The organism is Bacillus sp. Leaf49 (assembly GCF_001426125.1).
In the GTDB taxonomy this organism is placed as follows: Bacteria; Bacillota; Bacilli; order Bacillales; family Bacillaceae; genus Bacillus; species Bacillus altitudinis.
Map to the genome: position 1 here is coordinate 475,304 of NZ_LMRK01000001.1, position 20,035 is coordinate 495,338.

Genomic DNA, 20,035 nt, shown 5'->3' on the forward strand with positions numbered 1-20,035 from the left:
CAGAAGAGTAAATGATGGTATATTTAATATGTACATGAGAAAGAAGGGACATACGATGAAGAAAATACTGAAGATCACCGGTATTACATTACTTGCACTCATCATCTTAGCTTTTGGTGCTTTCTATACATGGAGCCGCTTTACATATGGACCATCGGAAGCGTTAAAAAAGCAGATGAATATTGAGCAAGTCGATCATAAAAATGGGGTATATTCATTTGAAGCATCAAAAAGCGATACTGGCATCATTCTCTATCCTGGGGCAAAAGTTGAACCTCTTGCGTATGCCTATCTTGGGAATGCGCTGATGAAGAAAGGCTATTCAGTCTTTATCCCAGACATGCCATTTTCCTTCGCGATTTTTAATACGAAGAAGGCAGAGGAGATCCTCAAAAGTCATCCGGCCATCAAGCATTGGTACATTGGCGGACATTCACTAGGCGGGACAGCTGCCGCTATGTATGCAGAGAAAAATCAAAGCAAGCTGGACGGCCTCTTTTTCCTTGCCTCCTATCCTGCATCAGATGATTTGAAACAGGCTTCCTTGCAAGTATTATCTATTTCAGGCGAAAAAGATGGGCTGGCGACACAAGAAAAAATCAAAAAATCGAAAAAGCAGCTACCTTCTCAAACGGTGTACCATGAGATAAAAGGCGGTAATCATGCTCAATTTGGCATGTATGGCAAACAAAAAGGGGATCAGCCTGCAGACATTCCAGTCCTCACGCAACAAAAAGACATCGTTCAGACGATGCTGGAATGGTTAAAACCAGCAAAAAAGCTCCCGTAATGGGAGCTGCAGGATTGTTGACAAAGGGCTAAAATGAACTTGATTTTAGCCCTTTGTCTTCTTTTCAGCGTGATTGAAAACCTTTGCAGTCTAGGAAGGACGAGCATCGGTGCGGAGCGAATCTGACATTCGTGAGCACCGAAGCGCAGGACTGACACCGAATGCGAGGGTTTGTCTACACGCTGAAGCTCCCGTAATGGGAGCTTTTCATTTTTTATGCCTTCGTCGCTTCTAAAAACTCTTCAGCATCTGCCACAGCCAGTGAAATGGCCTCTTCCCAAAATGCTTTTTGAGTCAGGTCGACACCTAGGTGCTTATATGCCAAATCTTCTACAGTCATTGACGCTGTATCTTTTAATAGCGCAATATATTTCTCTTCAAATGATGCCCCAGCCTGCAATGCTTTCGCGTAAATACCTAGCGAGAACATGTATCCGAAGGTGTAAGGGAAGTTATAAAACGGGACACCTGTAATATGGAAATGCAGTTTAGACGCCCAGAAATGCGGATGGTATTCATCTAAAGAGTCGCCAAAGGCTTCCTTCTGTGCTTCTACCATCAACTCATTCAAGCGGTCAGCTGGCACTTCTCCTTGTTTGCGCTCTTCATAAAAACGTTGTTCAAATAAAAAGCGTGATTGAATATTCATAAAGAATGCCACACTGCGCTGCAGCTTATCCTCTAGCAAACTGAGACGCTCTTCTTCATTGGCCGCCTCTTTTAATGAAGCATCTGCCACAATCATTTCTGCGAATGTCGACGCAGTTTCAGCTACATTCATCGCATATTTACGATTTAACATCCGAACATCCTGCATGACTTCCTGATGGAACGAATGACCAAGCTCATGTGCTAGTGTCGCTACATTGGATGGAGTCCCTGAGAAGGTCATAAAAATACGTGATTCTCCGCTATCAGGGAAATTCGTACAAAAACCGCCCACTCGTTTGTTTGGGCGATTCTCAGCTTCTACCCAGCGTTCATTAAAAGCTTTTTCAGTAAAAGCAGCAAGCTCTTTTCCAAACCCTGCGAAATGCTTGATAATAAAAGCGGCTGCGTCTTGATAAGAATAGGTTTTTGTCTCACTTCCAATAGGCGCTCCCACATCAAACCAGCTCAGTTTATCAACCCCAAGCAAGTCAGCTTTACGTTGTAAATAATCAATGAATGGCTGTTTATGTTCATCAATGACAGACCACATTGTATCGAGCGTCTCTTGTTTCATCCGGCAAATATCAAGGGGCTCTTTTAATATATGATCCCATCCTCTTGCTTCATATACTTGTAAACGAAAACCAGCAAGATGATTGAGTGTGCTTGCAAACAAATGTTCATCCTGTGTCCATGCATGTTCTAAATTATGATACACGGCTTTTCTCACTTCACGGTCTGAATCATCCATCGCATTTTCTGCTTGGCCTACAGAAATCATTTGTGTTTCACCATTTTGCTCAAATGGAATGGTAATTTTGTTCACCAAGCTAGAATAAAGTTCATCCCACGCATGATACCCATCTACTGCTAGTTTTTGAATGAGTGTTTCCTGTTCAACAGGCAGTTGATCTTTCACATGTTCTCTTCGTTCATTTAATATGTAACGAACATCTGAAAAAGCGGCTGAATCCATTAATTCTTCCCAGTGGCTAGTAGGAATCTCAGCAAGTGATTGATCAAACCCTGCTAGAATGGTTCCTAATTCAGCTTCCAGCTTGGCAATAGACCCCCGGAGACTGCCCGCCTTCATATCCTTTGTATTTTGAGATTGTAGACAGGATACAAATGAACCTGCTTGCGCTAGTTTTTTATATGTGATTTCATACGTTTCAAGGACAGCTGTTAACTTTTTTTCAATTTGTGTATCTTCTTTTGAAAAGGCATCTACCTTTTGTCGTAACTCATCTAATAGCTGCTGTATGTGCTGTAAGTATGTGATAAATTCTGATGAAGAACTGCCTCCTTTAAAAAAGGCATCTAAATCCCACGTCTCTTGTAATGGTTTTAATCCCAAATTATTTCCCCCTTTAATTGCTAATTTCATCATACAAAGGATATAGAGTCAGTATGGCATATGTATTCCTTTATATTCATTATATTTTCTCACAATTAAAAAAACCCGGCAAGAAGCCGAGTTTTTATGATAATTTTGAACGTAAATACGCATCGATAAAGGAATCTAAATCTCCATCCATCACCGCTTGAACATTTCCCATCTCCGTGTTGGTACGATGGTCTTTCACAAGGGAATATGGGTGGAAGACATACGAGCGAATTTGGCTTCCCCAGCCAATTTCTTTCTGTTCTCCTCTGATTTCATCCAATTCCGCCTGCTGTTCTTCGATCCGTTTTTGATAAAGCTTAGATTTCAGCATTTTCATTGCACGTTCTCTGTTTTTGATTTGGGATCTTTCCGTTTGGCACGTCACGACGACATTTGTTGGGATGTGTGTGATACGAACCGCAGAGTCCGTCGTATTGACGTGCTGACCCCCTGCACCACTTGCACGATACGTATCCACCTTAATATCCTCTGTACGAATATCGATATCAATTTCTTCATTAAATTCTGGCATGACATCACAGGAAACGAAAGATGTGTGTCTACGGCCAGATGAATCAAATGGAGAAATACGGACTAAACGATGGACACCTTTTTCTGCTTTTAAGTAACCGTAAGCGTTATGTCCTTTAATCAGCAATGTCACAGACTTAATTCCCGCTTCATCCCCTGGAAGATAATCAAGGGTTTCAACCTTAAAGCCTCTGCGCTCTGCCCAGCGGGTATACATTCTGAGGAGCATCGATCCCCAGTCCTGTGATTCCGTTCCACCTGCACCCGGGTGAAGCTCAAGAATGGCATTGTTTTTGTCATACGGTTCACTTAAAAGAAGCTGCAATTCAAACTCGTTAAATTGTTTTGTTAAGTTCTTCAGCTCTTTTTCAAGCTCTGCATGAAGATCCTCATCGTAGTCTTCTTTTAATAAATCATGCGTCATTTGCAGCTCATCATGAGATTCACTGAGCTCATGATATGTATTCACATAATCCTTCAGTGCATTGGCTTCATTAATGACACCTTGCGCTTTTTGCTGGTCATTCCAAAAGTCAGCCTCTGACATCGTGGCCTCAAGCTCTGCAATTTTCGCTTCTTTTGTATCGAGGTCAAAGAGACCCCCTAAAATCAGCTAGCCTGCTAGCCATATTTTCAAGCTCTTGTCTAATTTCTACTAATTCCATATCCTTCACCTCATAGATGTATGGGGGCTGACATGAATAGAAAGAGGTTTTCACCTCTTTCCATTACTTATTCTGTCTTCCCATGACAATTTTTATATTTCTTGCCGCTTCCGCAGTGACACGGTGAGTTTCTTCCGATATCCACCACTTTACGCACCGGCTTTTTCTTCACTGTTTTCTCCTCATCGCCTTCTTGAGGTTGATGAGCAGTTGTTTGTCCTTGAACGACTTCTTCACGTTCTAGGTTGTTTTGGATTTCTGATTTTAGCACATATTTAGCGACGTCATCTTCAATTGAAGCGACCATATGCTCAAACATCGCAAAACCTTCCATTTGATACTCACGAAGCGGATTGGTTTGTGCATATGCACGTAAATGGATTCCTTGACGCAGCTGATCCATTGCATCGATATGATCCATCCACTTAGAATCTACTGCACGAAGAACGATGACTTTTTCAAATTCACGCATTTGTTCATCGCCAAATGTCTCTTCTTTTGCATCATATTTCTCTTTAATCCGCTCCATGATGAATTCGGTGATCTCATCTGCTTCTTTACCGAAGATATCTTTGACCGAAATGGCACCTTCATCTAAATAGTTCGTGTTGATTAATTCAACAAGACCATCTATTTTCCATTCTTCTGGAAGTTCTTCTTTCGGCGTGTAAGATCCAACAGCCCGCTCAATAGACGATTGAATCATATTGATCACAATCGATTTCAAGTTATCAGAATCGATGACTTCAAAACGCTGTTTGTAAATGACTTCACGCTGTTGACGAAGAACATCATCATATTGCAGAAGCTGCTTACGGGAATCAAAGTTATTCCCCTCAACACGTTTTTGAGAAGATTCAACAGCTTTTGAGACCATTTTACTTTGAATTGGAGTAGAGTCATCCATACCGAAGCGATCAAGCATCGCCATTGTCCGCTCTGCACCAAATCGGCGCATCAATTCATCTTCCATTGAGAGATAGAATTGAGTAATCCCTGGGTCTCCTTGACGACCAGAACGACCACGGAGCTGGTTATCGATACGGCGTGATTCATGACGCTCTGTCCCAATAACAGCAAGACCGCCTAGTTCTTTCACACCTTCGCCAAGCTTGATGTCTGTTCCACGTCCCGCCATGTTTGTCGCAATTGTGACGGCACCTTTTTGTCCAGCTTCCTCAATAATTTGTGCTTCACGCTCATGGTTTTTCGCGTTTAACACTTGATGAGGGATGCCTTTATTTTTAAGCAGTTTTGAAATCAATTCAGATGTCTCAACCGCAACAGTTCCGACAAGGACCGGCTGTCCTGTCATATAACGCTGTGCGACGTCTTCAGCTACTGCTTTAAATTTGCCATCCATTGTACGGTAGATTAAATCAGGTCTGTCATCACGCACAACCGGTTTATTGGTTGGGATTGTGACAACCTGCATATTGTAAATGTTACGGAATTCCTCTTCTTCCGTTTTCGCTGTACCTGTCATACCAGATAGCTTTTCATACATACGGAAATAGTTCTGGAACGTAATGGTTGCAAGTGTCATGCTTTCATTCTGCACTTCAAGACCTTCTTTTGCTTCAATGGCTTGGTGCAGACCTTCACTATAGCGACGTCCTTTCATTAAACGTCCTGTGAAGGAGTCAACGATGACGACTTGACCATCTTCCACAACATAATCAACGTCTTTTTGCATCGCAACATGTGCCTTAAGAGCCTGCGCGATATGGTGGTTAAGAGCAACATGTTTGACATCAAACAAGTTCTCGATGCCAAATGCTTTTTCCGCCTTCGTCATTCCGCTTTCAGTCAGCTGTACACTTTTTGTTTTAATATCATAAGTGAAATCGTCTTCTATTTTTAACGTACGAACAAAGGCATTTGCTTGTACGTAAAGTTTCGTCGATTTTGCAGCTTGTCCAGAAATAATAAGAGGTGTTCTCGCTTCATCAATTAAGATGGAGTCAACTTCATCGATGACGGCATAATGAAGTGGTCTTTGAACCATTTGCTCTTTATACAGCACCATGTTATCTCGTAAATAATCAAAGCCAAGCTCATTGTTTGTTGAATACGTGATATCAGCAGCGTACGCTTCTCTTTTTTCATCTTTGTCTAAACTGTTTAAGTTTAAGCCAACCGTTAAGCCAAGAAATTCAAAAATCTTGCCCATTTCCTCTGCATCACGACTTGCCAAATATTCGTTGACTGTCACAATGTGGACGCCTTTTCCAGAAAGAGCATTCAAATAAACAGGCATCGTTGATGTCAACGTTTTACCTTCACCTGTTTTCATCTCAGAGATATTCCCTTCATGTAGGGCAATCCCCCCCATGAGCTGCACCTTAAATGGGAACATTCCTGTCACGCGGCGGGAAGCCTCACGAACCGTTGCAAATGCTTCAACCAAAAGGTCGTCTACAGATTGTCCTTTTTCAAGTTTTTCTTTAAATTCGATCGTTTTATTTCGTAAAGCCTCGTCAGATAATTTCTCAAAATCTTGAGCGAGAGCTTCGATTTCATTTGCCTTTTTTTCATATCGGCTGATCGTACGTTTCGTAGGATCAAACACTTTGTTTAAGATTCCAAGCATATAATAACGCTCCTCTATTTCATGCAATTTTTCGGCATGTCCAAAAGTTTGACAGGTCCATATTTACCTGCATTTATCATACCATACCTTCCTTGATTTCCAAAGAATTTGCAATGATTTAGCACAAAAAACCCGCCCCTAATGAAGGGAGCGGGTTTACTTTTTTTAGGTCATTTTCGGATCAAAAGGAACGAATGATTAAGCGTTCGGCTCAATGAGTCCATATTTACCGTCATTTCGGCGGTATACCACATTGGTCAAATTTGTCTCAGCATTTGTGAAGACAAAGAAACTGTGACCTAACATGTTCATTTGGAGAATGGCCTCTTCGCTATCCATTGGTTTTAAATTGAAGCGTTTTTGTCTGACGATTTCTGTTTCATCAATCTCTTCGTCATCTTGAACTGCTACTTCCGACGCACCGTTTCCTCCAGCAAATAAATGCTTTTTCGCACCTTGCTCACGGAATTTACGGTTCACTTTCGTTTTATGTTTTCTAATTTGACGTTCTAATTTACTGGTTGCTAGGTCTACTGCATTGTACATATCCTCATTATGCACCTCTGCTCGAAGTGCTAGATCAGTCATTGGAATGGTAACCTCAACTTTAGATTCTTGATCGTTGTAAAATTTCAAGTTCACGTTGACTGAAGCATCAACATCTGACTCAAAATAACGCTCCAGCTTTCCAATTTTTTTCTCGACATGATCTCTTAGTGCAGGTGTTACTTCGATGTTTTCTCCTCGGACATTGTAATTCATGTAAAGAACGCCTCCTTTAAAATTAAGGATATGTAAACTTATTTCTACTTTTCCCTCCTTTTCTCCTGCTCAAACGTAAAAAAAATGTGAATTTTTATTGAAATTTGTCGAATCCTGCGGTGCTTCAGCTTTTACTTGATAGGTGATGAATATATATTCGATTGATTCTTGAAAAAGACCATCGCACTGTTAAATCTTGAAAGATGAAATAGATGTTTTCAGTGATTGAGACAAAGATTTTAAATCTTCCGCAGCTGCTTTCATTTCCTCATTCGCCGCTAGTGATTCTTCAACAGCCGCCGACATGTACTCTGTTTCCTGAGAATTTCGCTTGGCTCCTTCTTCTATCACACCAACTGTTTGAGAAATTTCTTCTGTACTAGCTGAGATTTGCTCTGTCGTGGCAGAAAGCTCCTCTGCTTTCATCGAGATATCACGGATGGATTCCAGAATTTCTTGAAAGCTCTGTTCAGACAATTGCGATACTTTCACACCTTCTGCTACATCTCGTTCCACTTTCGTCATAGATTGAGAAGATCTTTCAGTATCTTTGTTCACGTTGGCGAGTAGCTGACTAATTTGATCAGTCAGCTGACTTGATTCTTCCGCCAGCTTTCTGACTTCATCTGCAACAACCGCAAAACCTCGTCCATGTTCCCCAGCCCTTGCTGCTTCAATGGCTGCGTTTAAAGCAAGTAAATTTGTCTGATCTGCAATGGCATGAATATTCCCCAGCAGGTCTTGAATGCCGGTAAACTGTACTTGTACATTGGCCATTGTAGAATGATGTTCATTCACAGATTCCTTAATAGAACTCATTTGTTTCACAAATTGTTGAATGAGGGATGCGCCCTCTTCAGCCTTTTCAGTCACTGAAATTGAGTGACCCGAAACATCAGACGTATGTTCAGCGGCATTATGCATACCAGTCGAGACTTCTTGAATCGCCGAAGCTACTTTTCCTACTGCATCCGATTGTTCACGTGAAGCTTCACTGACCTGTTCAATCGAGCTAGACGTCTGTTCACTAGCCGAAATGGTTTGACTGATGGTTTCTTCAAATTGAGCAGCAGAATCAGCTAATTGCCTTGACCCGTTTTGCACCTGTAAGATGAGCTGACGCAAATGAGCTGTCATTTGGTTAAAAGCCGTACCGAGCTGGCCAATTTCATTTTTAGAGGTTACTTCAATCTCTTCAAGTGTGAGGTCACCATCTGCCATTCTTCTTGCTGCATGTGTGACAGAGACAATCGGTTTTGTCATACGATGAACAAACCTTGTGCCAATGACTAAAAAGCCGACTATAATCGCTGCGCTAACGAGAATAAGCGTCAGCAATAATTGGTTACTTTCTTCATTGAGCTGACTGATTTTTTGATCCCGCTGTTTCAATTGTGTTTGAGCAAATTCTTTTGTAAAGGTATGTATTTCTTGTTCGATAGGTTGTAATTCTTGACTGAGGCGGGTGTTGAATTCTTTTTGATTGTTGGTATTCAATGAGATAAATAGCCTTTTCGTGGATTCATAATAAAGCTCATTCTTCTGAGAAATCTTTTCTAACAATTTTTTTGCTTGTTTGACTGTACTCAGTTTTAAAGCATCACCTGTTTTTTTATTAATATCAACATAGGTATCTTCAATATTTTGTGAGACTTTCCTATCCTGCACAACCACATACGTTTTGATTTGTGCTTCCTGCTTTTGTAGCAGTGCCTCTAATTCCAGTGAGGTCTGGTACAGCTTTACTTCTTTGGTGAGAAGTGCTTTATACGATTGATCTGTTTTGTAATAGATAAAGCTAGAAAATCCTAAAATACTGACAAACAATACACATATGACAATAAGCCCAAATAAAAATTGATTTTTTAGTCTCATAAATTCCTCCGAATGGTCTGAATTGAACAAAAATTAATGAATGACATACGGCCTCATACAGGCATGTATTTCATCCATCCACTTTCTATATTCAGGTATAAAATATGATGTAAGGAATGACTGGAAGTGATTTGAAGGGAATGTATAGAAAGCTAGTATATCGAAACTTAAAAAAATTTGGTCAAACGATCGAATCGTCTTGGCAAAGTGCTCATTTTCAATAATCGAAAGCAGAAGCGGATGTGTTGTCTCTAAATGAAAGAAGGCATGGATCAGATCATTAAAGATCCGATCCCCTTCTGTTTTAGCGAAATCCTTCTCAATTTCATCTAAATATTTTAGACTCTCTTCTATCGTATATAGAAGATCATAATATGTGGTTAATAAAATATAGTCATCTGAACGATACGCCACAGGTCTCACCTATTTATTTCCGTTTATCGTAGTATACGCCGTCACTTGTCATGGGCTGATACGGATTTTGATAATTCAGCTGTTTTGTTTTCTTACGTTGAATGGCTTGAATATCTGCCTTGATCCCATTTTGAATCTCCGTTAATTGCTTGGCCATCAGTTGATCTGTTTGAATGATTTCTTTGATTTTCTCTTTTTCTTGAACGGAAAGCTCATGTTGAATGTCTCTCATTAGTTCGTCTCTCTCAACTAAAAAAGCATCAAAGTCTTCAACGAGTGTTTCGCTTTGCGGATTGGCCTCTATTTCCGCTGCCATTTTTAACGTTTGGTCGTGCAGTTGGTCCACAATACTCATAGAGATCCCCCAATAGAGTGGTGACGACCTTTTCGATCGGTTTGAATGACTTCCTTCCAAGCATCTCGGAAATCAGTCACATATTGCTCTACTTCATTCAGGATCTCTTCGTCATTTTGCAGATTGGCTTCAATCAGTCTTCGATAGATGTAGTCATACATACTTGCCATGCTCTTTGATACATCATACGTACGATTTAAGGTGACATTTAATTCTTGGATGATGTTTTGAGCCTTTTTCAGGTTCAAGTTTCTCATTTCAGCATCTTCTTTTTGAATGCCATGCTTTGCTAGTCTAATAAACTTTAAGCATCCTTCATAAAGCATAAGCGTTAACTCGGCCGGTGTTGCGGTCTCAATAGAATTTTTCTGATAGGCGGCATAAGGGTTCTGAATTGCCATATGTTATAAACCTCCAATTATTGTCCAAGCAGTTGAGAAAGATAGCCAGATTGGTTGTTTAGCTTTTGAATCGCACTATCCATGGCGTTAAACTTTTTGTAGTAACGAGCTTCCACCATTTTTAAACGATCTTGGAATGTATCCATTCGTTTTGCCAAAGAATCTAAATCCTTACCAAGTCCATATTCTTTTAGCTCCATTGTTGTACTACCAGCTTTTGTTTGAATACTCTTCGTGAAGGCTGATAAGGAATTTTTGACGCGATAGATGATTCCTTGTTCTTTATATTGCTGCTGTGCTTTGTCTTTGTCTTTAGAATCAACATTTAAAGAACCAGAGATAAACATTTGCCTTACCTTGTCTGGGTCTTCTTCAATGGCTTTTCTTAATTTCTCTATTCCATTCGTATCCTTAATTAATTCAAGCTTCCCGCCATCTTTATACGAAGATGATGTAGAAATACCGATTTGTGTCAGGTGAATTTTATTCCCATCACTTGTCGTAATATCAGCATAAAAATCACTTCTTATTTTAGAGGCACCACCTCGTAAAATAGAATCACTTCTCAGCAAGCCCGATTTAGCTGTTGTTTCCCATAACTCAATTTCTTTTTCAGACATGGCTTTTTTCTCTTCAGCCGTTAATGGCTGATAGTCTCTATTTCGTTTTTCATTCACTTTACCATTGACCAATTCAACGAGTTCGTTGTATTTATCAACAAATTGTTTAATTTTATCAAAGATGGCATCGACATCTGTTGAAACGTTCAAGCTGACAGGCTTATCTGTTGTTCCTTTCAGCTCATATGTGATACCAGCCTGCGTGAAAGTATTATTGTTATTTTCCATTTTGAGACCATTAATTTCGTATTGCGCTTTCTGCCCTTGAGTAGTCGCAACTAATTTATTATCTCCATCCACTTGGAAGCCTAATTGCGTTAAAAATGAAGCAGAATTACCATCCGCTGCCTTAATACTGACACCTTCACCAGTCGTACGCGAAGTCAGAGCGATCGTATCTACGTAGTTGGTTCCATCATAGATCTGGCCTTTATAAGCCGTGACACCAAGTTGAGAGCTGTTCAATTTTGTCACGATTGTATCAAGAGTATCTGTATCAGTTGTTTTAATGGTCACTGTTTTAGGTGTTGTAGAATCTGGTGTCGTCACCTCAAACGTAAACGTACCGTTTGAAGCAGTAAATCCAGATGGACTAGAAGATTTGAATACGGATGCTGTCGCTAGTTGGGTCACATTAATTGAGCCAGAGGCAGCATTTGTTGAGCCAGTTGCTGTGACAGCAGATTCATTGGAGCTTGTGACCTTTTTTGCGCCATATGTACTTGGACGCGTTAAGTTTAAACTGTTGATCAAATCATCTAACTCTTTAACCTTTGAATTGACCTCGCGATAGCTGTCTCTTTGCCATTCAAGTGTTTGTTTCTGTCGTGTCATTTTATCAAGTGGTGCTTGCTCAGTTTTCATTAACTTTGAGACGATTTCATCAATATCAAATACATTAGAAAATCCAGTAATTCGATTAACCATGGTTTATGTTCTCCCTTCAATTACATTCTTTTATCGACAAATAAACCGACAATCTCTGTCATTGCCGCATAGAAATCAAGCCATTCTTTGGAAGGAATCTCTCTAATGACTTCTTCAGTTTGGTTATCTACGACTTTGACATAATATTCATTGAGTTTTTCATGTAATTCAAATTGAAGATGAAATTGAGTAGGTTCAATCAGCTTATTTGCTCCTTGAAGCGTTTTTTCAATTTCTTCTTTTGAAACGACTTTTCCATTTGCTTGTAAATCGTTGTTTGCATTATCATTCTGATGATTCGTAACACGGGTTTGAAATGCATCAATCAGTGGCTCTATCGAAGTCAACTTACCAACAGACATAGTTATTCAGCTCCTGTGCTTTGATCTATCTTTTATATCGGCTTTGAATTATTAAATTAAATATAGATGGCCCGATTTGTTAAAGTTTCATATAGATGGTGTACTTCTACGGTTTCACACGGAGGAGGATAGACAAATAGGATAAAAAAATCCTCACTTTTTTTGTGAGGATAATTGAGAAAGTAGATCAAAGGACAAGCTAGCAGCACGGCTGTTTTCTTCTTGAATAGACAGGTATACTTCCTTCCTGTGAATATCAATATGCTTAGGAGCCTCAATTCCGACTTTTACTTGGTCGCCTTCAATCGCAATAATTTTAACTTCAATATCGTCGCCTATTTGAATCGATTGATTTAATTTACGAGATAGAACTAACATGAGGAAGCCACCTCTAGCAAATGTTTTGTATGATAGGCTGAATCATGCACAATGACCTGCTTGGCTTTCATGTTTTTCCGATTCACAATAATAGGCGCTCTTAAATTGGCTGTAGTTTTTTCAATAGAAGATCCCATTGTTAAAATAACCATGACTTCCACATCATTGGCATCTTCTACCCCAAGAATGTCTACAACCGATTCTTCTAAGTCAAATTCATATTGATTGAAGAACAAAAATGGGCTGCTGACAATAAAGCCTAGTTCTGCATTTTTCAAAGATTGAAGAACTAAAAATGGGGATTCCTCTGATAAAGGTAAAATGACAAATTGTTTTTGATCCAGAAATCCTGGTATCCCATTAGAGAAGTGAATGATTTGCTCCTCTTTAATCGTCACTTCACCATGGTATTTTGTTTGAATGATCATAATTCACGACCTTTTTCATTTTTCTTAACTATACCTTATCACCATTTTGACCTGTTTCGTCAACTTCTATTTTTAATTCTGGGTATTGTAACATATCAATATGAACTTTACCTGGCTCGTAGTTAACAATTGGTTTATGAGGTGTTGCCTCTATAATAGCTTTTTGCGGCTCCACATCAATTTTAAGTTCAGATGGCTGATAGTGAATTTTCACACTAAAAAATGAAGGAATCACACCGATGTTGAATTGTTTTGCTGAAGGACCGCCATTGATTTTCGCAAACTCAGCAATCGCATTCCCACCATTCTCGATCTTGATGAGTTCACTTCCTTCTTCCGCTCTACGCCCCATTCCTTCTCCAATCGCACGTTTCCCCTCAGCCGCCCATTCCTCTGAACGCCTAAAAATCGACTTAATATCCATATCGGCAAATGCCTCGGTTTGATCTATGGTTAATTTCGACGGTGTCCTTGTGATATTCATGACAGCTCTTGGCTGCTGAATCTCAAGCTCCGCTCTTGGCTGCTCTACTTCTTGCTTGGAAGGGGTTGTCGACATTTGTAGCTTCGCATAAGTTTGCTCCATTAACAATTTAGGAATTTGCATAGGTTCACCTCCATGATGCAAAAAAGCACCCAACGGATGCTTTTTCTTATCTTAAGAAATCGACAAGGGATGGCTGAATCACTTTAGCTGTCGTCGCTAAAGCAGCTCTATTCACAGTCTCTTGTTGAAGAAGATCAAGAATGGCTTTTTCACTTTCTACATCTTCGGCATCTGATTTAGCCTTTTTCAGCACTTCAAATTGCGAAGTCAAACGGCTCCCGACTAAGTCGATACGATTGGATCTAGCCCCAAGATCTGAACGCTCAGCACTCATCACTTCTTTAAACTGATCGATATTTCCTAATGCATCATCTGAATTTGTAAACGTTCCATTTTTTAATGAGTTTTCTAAATCAGTCAGCATTTCAATGACATTTTGACCACTGGCAGATTGCCCACCAAAAGCTGAAAGAGGATTTGAATTCACATTTAATGTGATTCCATCAGAAATGTTCGATTGAACCACGTTTGCATCTGTATAGTTTTCAAAGTTAAATGTAAATGTACCATCTGCATTCTCTACAACTGGTTTAACATTTGTATTCGTCCCATTAAAAACAAACTTACCTAACATCTGCGTGTTCATTGCATCAATGATTTGATTCTTCATCTGACCAATTTCTACCCCGATAGCAGCTAAATCTTCTGGCTGTTTTGTTCCATTGGCCGCATCGAGTACTTTATCTCGTATATTCGACATGATATCAATGATTTCAGTGACACTTGTTTCAGATGTATCAATCCAGTTTCGTGCCTCATTTAAATTAGTTTGGTATTGCTCATTTCGAAACATGGCTGTACTATACTGAAGACTTTTCACTGCTGCCACAGGATCATCAGACGTTTTTGTGAAACGTTTTCCAGACTGTGCCTGCTCATTAATTTTAGAGAGTTTTTCATAACTTTTACTAATATTTCGAAGTGAATTTTGAGAAATCATACTTTGCGTGACTCGCATCAGTTACCTTACCTTCCTACGACTCCCATGCCGTTTATTATTTTATCTAATACTTCGTCTTGCATCGTCATAATTCTTGCTGCTGCATTATACGCATGCTGAAATTGAATCATGTTCGTCATTTCTTCATCTATAGATACAGCACTAGTTGACATCCTGCGTTCATTGGCTGAATTCACAAGAGCAGCTGAACTGCTTTCAAGGGTCATGTTCTTTTTAGCTTGTATCCCCATTTCAGCAATAACATTCTGATAGTAATCCTGAATCGTAGTGGTAGTTCCGCCGATTGGCAATTTTAAGTTTTGAATATTAGCTAATTTCGTAGCATTCGAACCATCACCTTGCGTTTGATTAAGAGATGCAGCAATGTTATCTGTCGATGCTAAAATCACGTCACTCACTTTGATACGTGCTGCCAAGCCTTTATTCAAATCATTGTTATTCTCAATATCGAAAAAGTCTTGTCCACTTGTGCCATTTAACGTGTACCCTTGCTTATGGACGTCGTTAAAAGTATCCATAAATACTTTTGCTACTTCATCCAGCTCAGCAAGCATATCCGGGTACATGCCTTTTTCATCTCCATTAGACATGTAGCCATACGCCTCAACAAGTGCTTTCACTTTACCATTCACTTGTAATTGATCAGCTGCGATGGTTGTCGTTCCAAATTGGAGTGAGTTAACAAGTCCCGTCGTATTATCATAGGAAAGTTGCAATTCAGATTTTTCATTGGTAATGCCATTTAAAATTGTTCCAGCAGATTGTCCATTAGCACCGATAATGTCGATGTTAACGGTTCCTTCAGCAATTTCCAGAGCATTTCCTCCAGAAGGGTTGTAGCTCACTTTAATATCAACAAGTGAGGAAAGCTGATCTATAAGAGCGTCGCGCGTATCATAAAGATCATTGGGAAGATAACCATTTGGCTCAACTGTTGCAATCTGTTTATTCACTTCATCAATTTGAGTTAATAGGGTGTTCACATTTTTTGCCGTTGAATCAAGTTCAGTTTTTAAATTCTTTTGTATCGTTGTTAAAGAAGAATTTAGCAGGCGGAATTGATCTACTAAAGCCTGAGCACTTGTCTTAACAACTGTACGGGCTGAAGCAGTATCAGCATTTTTCGATTCCGATAAGACTTGTAATGATTTCCAGAGATTATCGAAGGCTCTATTCAAGCCTTCATCTGTCAAATCATTCATCACTCCTTCCATTTGTGAAAGAGCATCAGACTTCGTCGCATAATAAGACAAATTATTGTTATGATCTCTATACTGAAGATCTAAAAAGCTGTCTCGAATTCTTTCAACAGTTCCAACTTGGACACCTGTCCCCATTTGGCCGTATGTCTTGCCATCATAAACAGAAATCACTGGGTAAGGATTCTCTGCTTTAAAGGTAACTCTTTGTCTTGAGTAGCCATCAGTATTTGCATTGGATACGTTGTTTGATGTGACATAAAGCCCTGCACGCTGGGCTGTGATTCCTCTTTTTGCCGTTTCTAGTCCCATGAATGTAGAACCCATAGATATCCTCCTTGTTTACGCCTTTGAATCAAACAAAGCCCTATGCTGTTTAGGCTTTGAACTCTCAAGACCATTTTGTCCGTAATTCATATTTTCTTTGTTAGGATTCACAAGATCGAATGTCAGTGAAATAAATTGAAGTGACTGCTGAATAAGCTGTTTGTTCAGTTCGTTTACATCTTTCAGTTCCACCATGATGTCATTCAGCTTCTCATATAACGAAATAAGCTCTTCTTGATCCGTTCCTGTAGCTTTTTCGATACATGCGGTGATTGTCGGCGATTGATCACTTTGTAAAAATTGAACTGCTGCTTCAATCCGCTTTTCTTCTAATTGTGAAATGGCCTGAATATATTTTTGCTCAAGGTTCAGAACCTCTGAAAGAGCATCGATCTCATTATTTTTCAGCATTTCTGTTTTATTCTTAGACAGCTTTAGAAGCTGTTCATGTAATCCGTAGAGACGGTGCAGTTCTTCAATCATTATTTTTACTGACATTCACGCTACTCCCTTTTGTTATTGTTGTTTATAAAAATTCAGCATTTTATCTGCAATGCCTTTTGTATCTACTTGATATGTTCCGGCTTCAATGCTTTTTTTAATTTGGTCTATTTTATCTTGACGTTCTTTCATGATATTCGGCACCTTTTGCATTTCGATTGCCTTTTTAGAAATTTCGACTTTGTCAGTTGATTTTGCTTGATTCGATTGCAACGTTTGTTTCTCATATGTTTTCTTGTAAGGATTTACTGGTTGTGTTCCATATCGATTAATTTTCACGGGATTCCTCTCGCTTTCCGTTACAGTCTGTCTTGATTCTATCCATTTTATCGACCAAACTGCAACTTAGTTTAGGGAATCAGTCGTTTTTAGGATTAATGGCATAATAGGTGTCTTTTTTCCTAGATTCAATCTCCCTTTTACGCTCTTCTTCTTGGTCCATTTGGCTGATTTGTGTCTTTATATCCTTTTCACAATGGCTACACAGCTTGTTTTTCCTGATCGGTTGGCCGCATCTTTCACAAGGATAGTTGATATTCGGGAATTGACTAATTTGAAGTCTTTTCAAACGGATAAATTTCAGGATTAATTCTTCATCAACTTCTGTTGCGTCTACTATTTCAGCAATGGTTGATTGTCTATTACTTTGCTTACGCAAGAATTTATAAACGATATCAAAAGAACGTTCTTCTTCTTCAAAGCATTTGTTACAAACCGTTTGGATGGTGGTTTTTAAAAATAACTGATTACATTGTGGACAGTTTGCCAATTGATTCATAACCAAAACCCCTTACGTTATTTTCTTTTCTTAATATCGGTTGATTGTCATGATTTTTAACTACGAATCAACGTAAAAGAGGAAACACTTTTGGCGCCTGCGTCTTTTAAAATTTTTGCTGCATGATAGACTGTCGCCCCAGTTGTATAAATATCATCGATTAATATGATATCCCTTGGAACGATCGGGTTTGACTGCCTTAATTGGAACAAATTCTGTTGATGTAAACGTTCATTTTTTCTTTTCTTAGACTGCTTCCTTTGATGTACTTTTATAAGTGGCTCCAATATAGGTCCGCCAATCATGGAAGCAAGCATCATTGACTGATTGAATCCTCTTTCCTTTAATCTCTCTTTACTCAAAGGAATTGGGACAAGCACCGGTTCTTTGATTGAAAAAGAACGTTTAAACGCTGACTGTACATCTTTTTTAAATAGATCAGCTAAAGCCGTATCACCTCGAAATTTAAATCGAGCTAGAATATCTTTCATAAAGTCGTTGTAAGCATAAACAGACCGATTCATTACAAGAATCTCAGCAAAATCCCGTCGTTTATTCCACCTTGAACAATCTTGACACAATTGATCATTTGATTGCGCTCTTCCGCATTTGGGACAAGTAGGACCTTGAATCTTCATCAGGTGGTTCTTACATGCTACACATAAACGATCTTCATTTAATAGTAGGAATGATTTCCATGTAAAATCAGCCACAAAATGGCTCTCACAAATTGGACAAATCAACGCTTTTCTTTGTTCAACGGCAAATGATTTTCGCACCTTGGATATGTAGTGACCGTTGAAGCAGCTTCTGTCAGAATGACGAGCATCGCTGTATTTTTCTGTTTATCCACCATCTCGGATTTACTGTAGGATATTTTATCGATATCTGTTATATATTGCGGTTTCACTTGATTTAGAGAAATGGCTAATACATCTTCTATACATTTTTCACAATGACAAATCATGTTTAATTGGTTGAGATATTGATAGAGAATTTCTTTAAGTAGTATTTCTTTTGCGTTGAGTAGCATATTTTGTCTCTCCTGCCATTTGTGTTTTGTGAATATAATGTACCATGATTTAGTTGAACCCACACTATTTTTCAGAAAACTCTTTTTCAGCTGTATTATTCATTTTTACGATATGTTTCTTTGCTTGTTTCATACTTCTCGTTAAGCCAAAATGAAAAAAGTACACGTCTCCGTTAAAAAAATCTGGATGTCTCCCTGCTCTACCAGAAATTTGAACAAGTGCACTTTCTGTAAAAACAGGAGATTCCGCACCTAATACGCCCACTTGAACATCTTGAATGGTAACGCCTCTTTCTAGAATAGTTGTTGTAACCAATACATCGTATCTATGATCTCTGAAATGCTGGACTTTTTGCTTCCTTTCTTGATCATCCGCAGAAACACCCTGTACATTTACATCTTGACCTTGAAGAATATGAGTTACCTTCTTCATAGTAGAAATAGAAGGAACAAAGAGTAACACTCTTTTTTTCTTTGTGATATGTTCATGCAGCCAGTTCATTGTAGATGCTGGGAGCCGATTTCTTTTTAATCTCTTTTTCCAATCTCCAACCCATTGAAATGTTGGGACAGGCAACGGTTTTTGGTGGAAGCGCAGAGGAATTTTGATCGCTTCTAATTGTCTACGAGCAACATCCTTTTGCATTTTTTTAGATGGTGTGGCACTTAAGTAAATTCTAACTCCTGTTTTTTTCATTGATTTTAAAACAGCAAACTGAAGCCGTTCATCCATTGAATAAGGAAATGCATCGACTTCGTCTACAATGAGGACATCAAAGGCGTTTTTATATCTCATTAGCTGATGGGTTGTAGCGATCATAAGCGGTGCCATTTGAAATCTTTGAGAACTCCCGCCATAAAGTGCAGCTATATTCAGTCCTTGAAATGCCTTTCTCATTCGAGGTTCAAGCTCCAGTACAACATCGGTTCTAGGCGTCGCAATACAAACACTCATTCCGTTATTTAGCGCATATTTTATTCCATGGAAAATCACCTCCGTTTTCCCCGCACCACAAACAGCCCAAACGAGCAGATCAAATTTGTTTTGGATTGCTTCTACTAGCCTATCGGACGCTCTCTTTTGCCCTTTAGAAAGCTCTCCCTGCCATGTTAATTCAACTTGTCTTGTTTTTTTCTTTTGTGGACCCGTCCATTCGTAGAGAAAGCCACATTCGCTTACTTTCCCCAGCATGATGCAGGATCTACAGTATACACAGTCTTTTTTACATGTTTCACACGGAGAGAGGGCAAAGTAGCGCATGTTTGATACACCGCACCGGCAGCAGATCAAACCACTCGCCACCCTATCGACTGCAGGTGTTCTATGGATAAATCCTTGATTCTCCAGCCACTCCAATTCGGACTGTGTACATTGACATTCAACAGGAAGAAGGTGCCTTGATTGTAGCTTGTGACTGAGTTCCAATGCTTTTTCCAGATTCAATTTCACGCACTACCTTTCCATTCATGTTGACCCATTATGTACAAAG

General features: G+C 39.3%; 22 protein-coding genes. 1 reads left to right on the forward strand and 21 read right to left on the reverse strand.

Going from position 1 to position 20,035, the window contains the following annotated elements:
• The first annotated feature begins 55 nt into the window (after positions 1-55).
• The gene (locus tag ASG46_RS02505) at positions 56-790 is read left to right on the forward strand and encodes an alpha/beta family hydrolase (protein WP_056702912.1); all 735 of its coding nucleotides are present in this window, start codon (positions 56-58) and stop codon (positions 788-790) included.
• Between the two features lie 214 nt (positions 791-1,004).
• Here the strand turns inward: ASG46_RS02505 and ASG46_RS02510 are convergent, their stop codons facing one another.
• The 21 genes from ASG46_RS02510 to ASG46_RS02610 form a co-directional block, all read right to left on the reverse strand.
• Positions 1,005-2,798, reverse strand: coding sequence for a M3 family oligoendopeptidase (locus ASG46_RS02510; RefSeq protein WP_056702914.1), 1,794 nt, complete (start codon positions 2,796-2,798; stop codon positions 1,005-1,007).
• A 124-nt stretch (positions 2,799-2,922) separates the two neighbouring features.
• Positions 2,923-4,024 (reverse strand): peptide chain release factor 2 gene (prfB, locus tag ASG46_RS02515; RefSeq protein WP_098680723.1). Its coding sequence is split into 2 segments (ribosomal slippage): positions 2,923-3,951 and positions 3,953-4,024, totalling 1,101 coding nucleotides; the frame shifts between segments, so codons are not numbered across the junction.
• 67 nt (positions 4,025-4,091) lie between these two features.
• On the reverse strand, positions 4,092-6,617 hold the full coding sequence (gene secA, locus ASG46_RS02520) for a preprotein translocase subunit SecA (protein WP_056702917.1): 2,526 nt from the start codon (positions 6,615-6,617) through the stop codon (positions 4,092-4,094).
• Between the two features lie 198 nt (positions 6,618-6,815).
• Positions 6,816-7,379, reverse strand: coding sequence for a ribosome hibernation-promoting factor, HPF/YfiA family (gene hpf, locus ASG46_RS02525; RefSeq protein ID WP_007499992.1), 564 nt, complete (start codon positions 7,377-7,379; stop codon positions 6,816-6,818).
• A gap of 189 nt (positions 7,380-7,568) precedes the next feature.
• A complete protein-coding gene (locus tag ASG46_RS02530) occupies positions 7,569-9,254 on the reverse strand; it encodes a methyl-accepting chemotaxis protein (RefSeq protein WP_056702921.1) in 1,686 nt (561 codons plus the stop codon).
• A 33-nt stretch (positions 9,255-9,287) separates the two neighbouring features.
• Positions 9,288-9,668: a hypothetical protein gene (locus tag ASG46_RS02535; RefSeq protein ID WP_008348244.1), complete on the reverse strand. Its 381-nt coding sequence runs from the start codon at positions 9,666-9,668 to the stop codon at positions 9,288-9,290.
• Positions 9,669-9,681: 13 nt separating this feature from the next.
• Positions 9,682-10,023: a flagellar protein FliT gene (locus ASG46_RS02540; RefSeq protein ID WP_008348246.1), complete on the reverse strand. Its 342-nt coding sequence runs from the start codon at positions 10,021-10,023 to the stop codon at positions 9,682-9,684.
• Complete coding sequence (gene fliS / locus ASG46_RS02545; RefSeq protein WP_008348247.1) at positions 10,020-10,424, reverse strand: flagellar export chaperone FliS; 405 nt, start codon at positions 10,422-10,424, stop codon at positions 10,020-10,022. The genes ASG46_RS02540 and fliS overlap by 4 nt, the downstream gene beginning before the upstream one ends.
• A 17-nt stretch (positions 10,425-10,441) precedes the next feature.
• Entirely contained in the window at positions 10,442-11,971 is a 1,530-nt protein-coding gene (locus tag ASG46_RS02550) for a flagellar hook-associated protein 2 (protein WP_056702926.1), read from the reverse strand.
• A 20-nt stretch (positions 11,972-11,991) separates the two neighbouring features.
• Entirely contained in the window at positions 11,992-12,333 is a 342-nt protein-coding gene (flaG, locus tag ASG46_RS02555; RefSeq protein ID WP_017368137.1) for a flagellar protein FlaG, read from the reverse strand.
• Between the two features lie 153 nt (positions 12,334-12,486).
• Positions 12,487-12,711, reverse strand: coding sequence for a carbon storage regulator CsrA (gene csrA, locus ASG46_RS02560; RefSeq protein ID WP_008348252.1), 225 nt, complete (start codon positions 12,709-12,711; stop codon positions 12,487-12,489).
• Positions 12,705-13,139: a flagellar assembly protein FliW gene (gene fliW / locus ASG46_RS02565; RefSeq protein ID WP_056702929.1), complete on the reverse strand. Its 435-nt coding sequence runs from the start codon at positions 13,137-13,139 to the stop codon at positions 12,705-12,707. The genes csrA and fliW overlap by 7 nt, the downstream gene beginning before the upstream one ends.
• A gap of 28 nt (positions 13,140-13,167) precedes the next feature.
• Positions 13,168-13,746 carry a DUF6470 family protein gene (locus ASG46_RS02570; protein WP_017357866.1) on the reverse strand — a complete coding sequence of 193 codons (579 nt, stop codon included), beginning with the start codon at positions 13,744-13,746 and terminating at the stop codon, positions 13,168-13,170.
• 46 nt (positions 13,747-13,792) lie between these two features.
• Positions 13,793-14,704: a flagellar hook-associated protein FlgL gene (flgL, locus tag ASG46_RS02575; protein ID WP_008348257.1), complete on the reverse strand. Its 912-nt coding sequence runs from the start codon at positions 14,702-14,704 to the stop codon at positions 13,793-13,795.
• A gap of 8 nt (positions 14,705-14,712) precedes the next feature.
• Positions 14,713-16,233 (reverse strand): flagellar hook-associated protein FlgK, encoded by a 1,521-nt coding sequence (gene flgK / locus ASG46_RS02580; RefSeq protein ID WP_008348259.1) that lies wholly within the window; start codon positions 16,231-16,233, stop codon positions 14,713-14,715.
• A gap of 15 nt (positions 16,234-16,248) precedes the next feature.
• Entirely contained in the window at positions 16,249-16,731 is a 483-nt protein-coding gene (locus ASG46_RS02585; protein ID WP_007499977.1) for a flagellar protein FlgN, read from the reverse strand.
• Positions 16,732-16,749: 18 nt separating this feature from the next.
• The gene (gene flgM / locus ASG46_RS02590; protein WP_003213252.1) at positions 16,750-17,013 is read right to left on the reverse strand and encodes a flagellar biosynthesis anti-sigma factor FlgM; all 264 of its coding nucleotides are present in this window, start codon (positions 17,011-17,013) and stop codon (positions 16,750-16,752) included.
• A gap of 79 nt (positions 17,014-17,092) precedes the next feature.
• Positions 17,093-17,512, reverse strand: coding sequence for a TIGR03826 family flagellar region protein (locus ASG46_RS02595; protein WP_017357864.1), 420 nt, complete (start codon positions 17,510-17,512; stop codon positions 17,093-17,095).
• A 56-nt stretch (positions 17,513-17,568) separates the two neighbouring features.
• A complete protein-coding gene (locus ASG46_RS02600; protein ID WP_200939611.1) occupies positions 17,569-18,255 on the reverse strand; it encodes a ComF family protein in 687 nt (228 codons plus the stop codon).
• Positions 18,252-18,545 (reverse strand): late competence development ComFB family protein, encoded by a 294-nt coding sequence (locus tag ASG46_RS02605; protein WP_008348267.1) that lies wholly within the window; start codon positions 18,543-18,545, stop codon positions 18,252-18,254. The genes ASG46_RS02600 and ASG46_RS02605 overlap by 4 nt, the downstream gene beginning before the upstream one ends.
• 64 nt (positions 18,546-18,609) lie before the next feature.
• Positions 18,610-19,989 (reverse strand): DEAD/DEAH box helicase, encoded by a 1,380-nt coding sequence (locus tag ASG46_RS02610; protein ID WP_156376642.1) that lies wholly within the window; start codon positions 19,987-19,989, stop codon positions 18,610-18,612.
• Positions 19,990-20,035: the final 46 nt, after the last annotated feature.

Coding starts and splice junctions, on each gene's coding strand:
- ASG46_RS02505 (WP_056702912.1), top strand. CDS start 56: ATGAAGAAAATACTGAAGATCACCGGTATTACATTACTTGCACTCATC.
- secA (WP_056702917.1), bottom strand. CDS start 6,617: ATGCTTGGAATCTTAAACAAAGTGTTTGATCCTACGAAACGTACGATC.
- hpf (WP_007499992.1), bottom strand. CDS start 7,379: ATGAATTACAATGTCCGAGGAGAAAACATCGAAGTAACACCTGCACTA.
- ASG46_RS02530 (WP_056702921.1), bottom strand. CDS start 9,254: ATGAGACTAAAAAATCAATTTTTATTTGGGCTTATTGTCATATGTGTA.
- ASG46_RS02540 (WP_008348246.1), bottom strand. CDS start 10,023: ATGAGTATTGTGGACCAACTGCACGACCAAACGTTAAAAATGGCAGCG.
- fliS (WP_008348247.1), bottom strand. CDS start 10,424: ATGGCAATTCAGAACCCTTATGCCGCCTATCAGAAAAATTCTATTGAG.
- ASG46_RS02550 (WP_056702926.1), bottom strand. CDS start 11,971: ATGGTTAATCGAATTACTGGATTTTCTAATGTATTTGATATTGATGAA.
- flaG (WP_017368137.1), bottom strand. CDS start 12,333: ATGTCTGTTGGTAAGTTGACTTCGATAGAGCCACTGATTGATGCATTT.
- csrA (WP_008348252.1), bottom strand. CDS start 12,711: ATGTTAGTTCTATCTCGTAAATTAAATCAATCGATTCAAATAGGCGAC.
- fliW (WP_056702929.1), bottom strand. CDS start 13,139: ATGATCATTCAAACAAAATACCATGGTGAAGTGACGATTAAAGAGGAG.
- ASG46_RS02570 (WP_017357866.1), bottom strand. CDS start 13,746: ATGCAAATTCCTAAATTGTTAATGGAGCAAACTTATGCGAAGCTACAA.
- flgL (WP_008348257.1), bottom strand. CDS start 14,704: ATGCGAGTCACGCAAAGTATGATTTCTCAAAATTCACTTCGAAATATT.
- flgK (WP_008348259.1), bottom strand. CDS start 16,233: ATGGGTTCTACATTCATGGGACTAGAAACGGCAAAAAGAGGAATCACA.
- ASG46_RS02585 (WP_007499977.1), bottom strand. CDS start 16,731: ATGTCAGTAAAAATAATGATTGAAGAACTGCACCGTCTCTACGGATTA.
- ASG46_RS02595 (WP_017357864.1), bottom strand. CDS start 17,512: ATGAATCAATTGGCAAACTGTCCACAATGTAATCAGTTATTTTTAAAA.
- ASG46_RS02605 (WP_008348267.1), bottom strand. CDS start 18,545: ATGCTACTCAACGCAAAAGAAATACTACTTAAAGAAATTCTCTATCAA.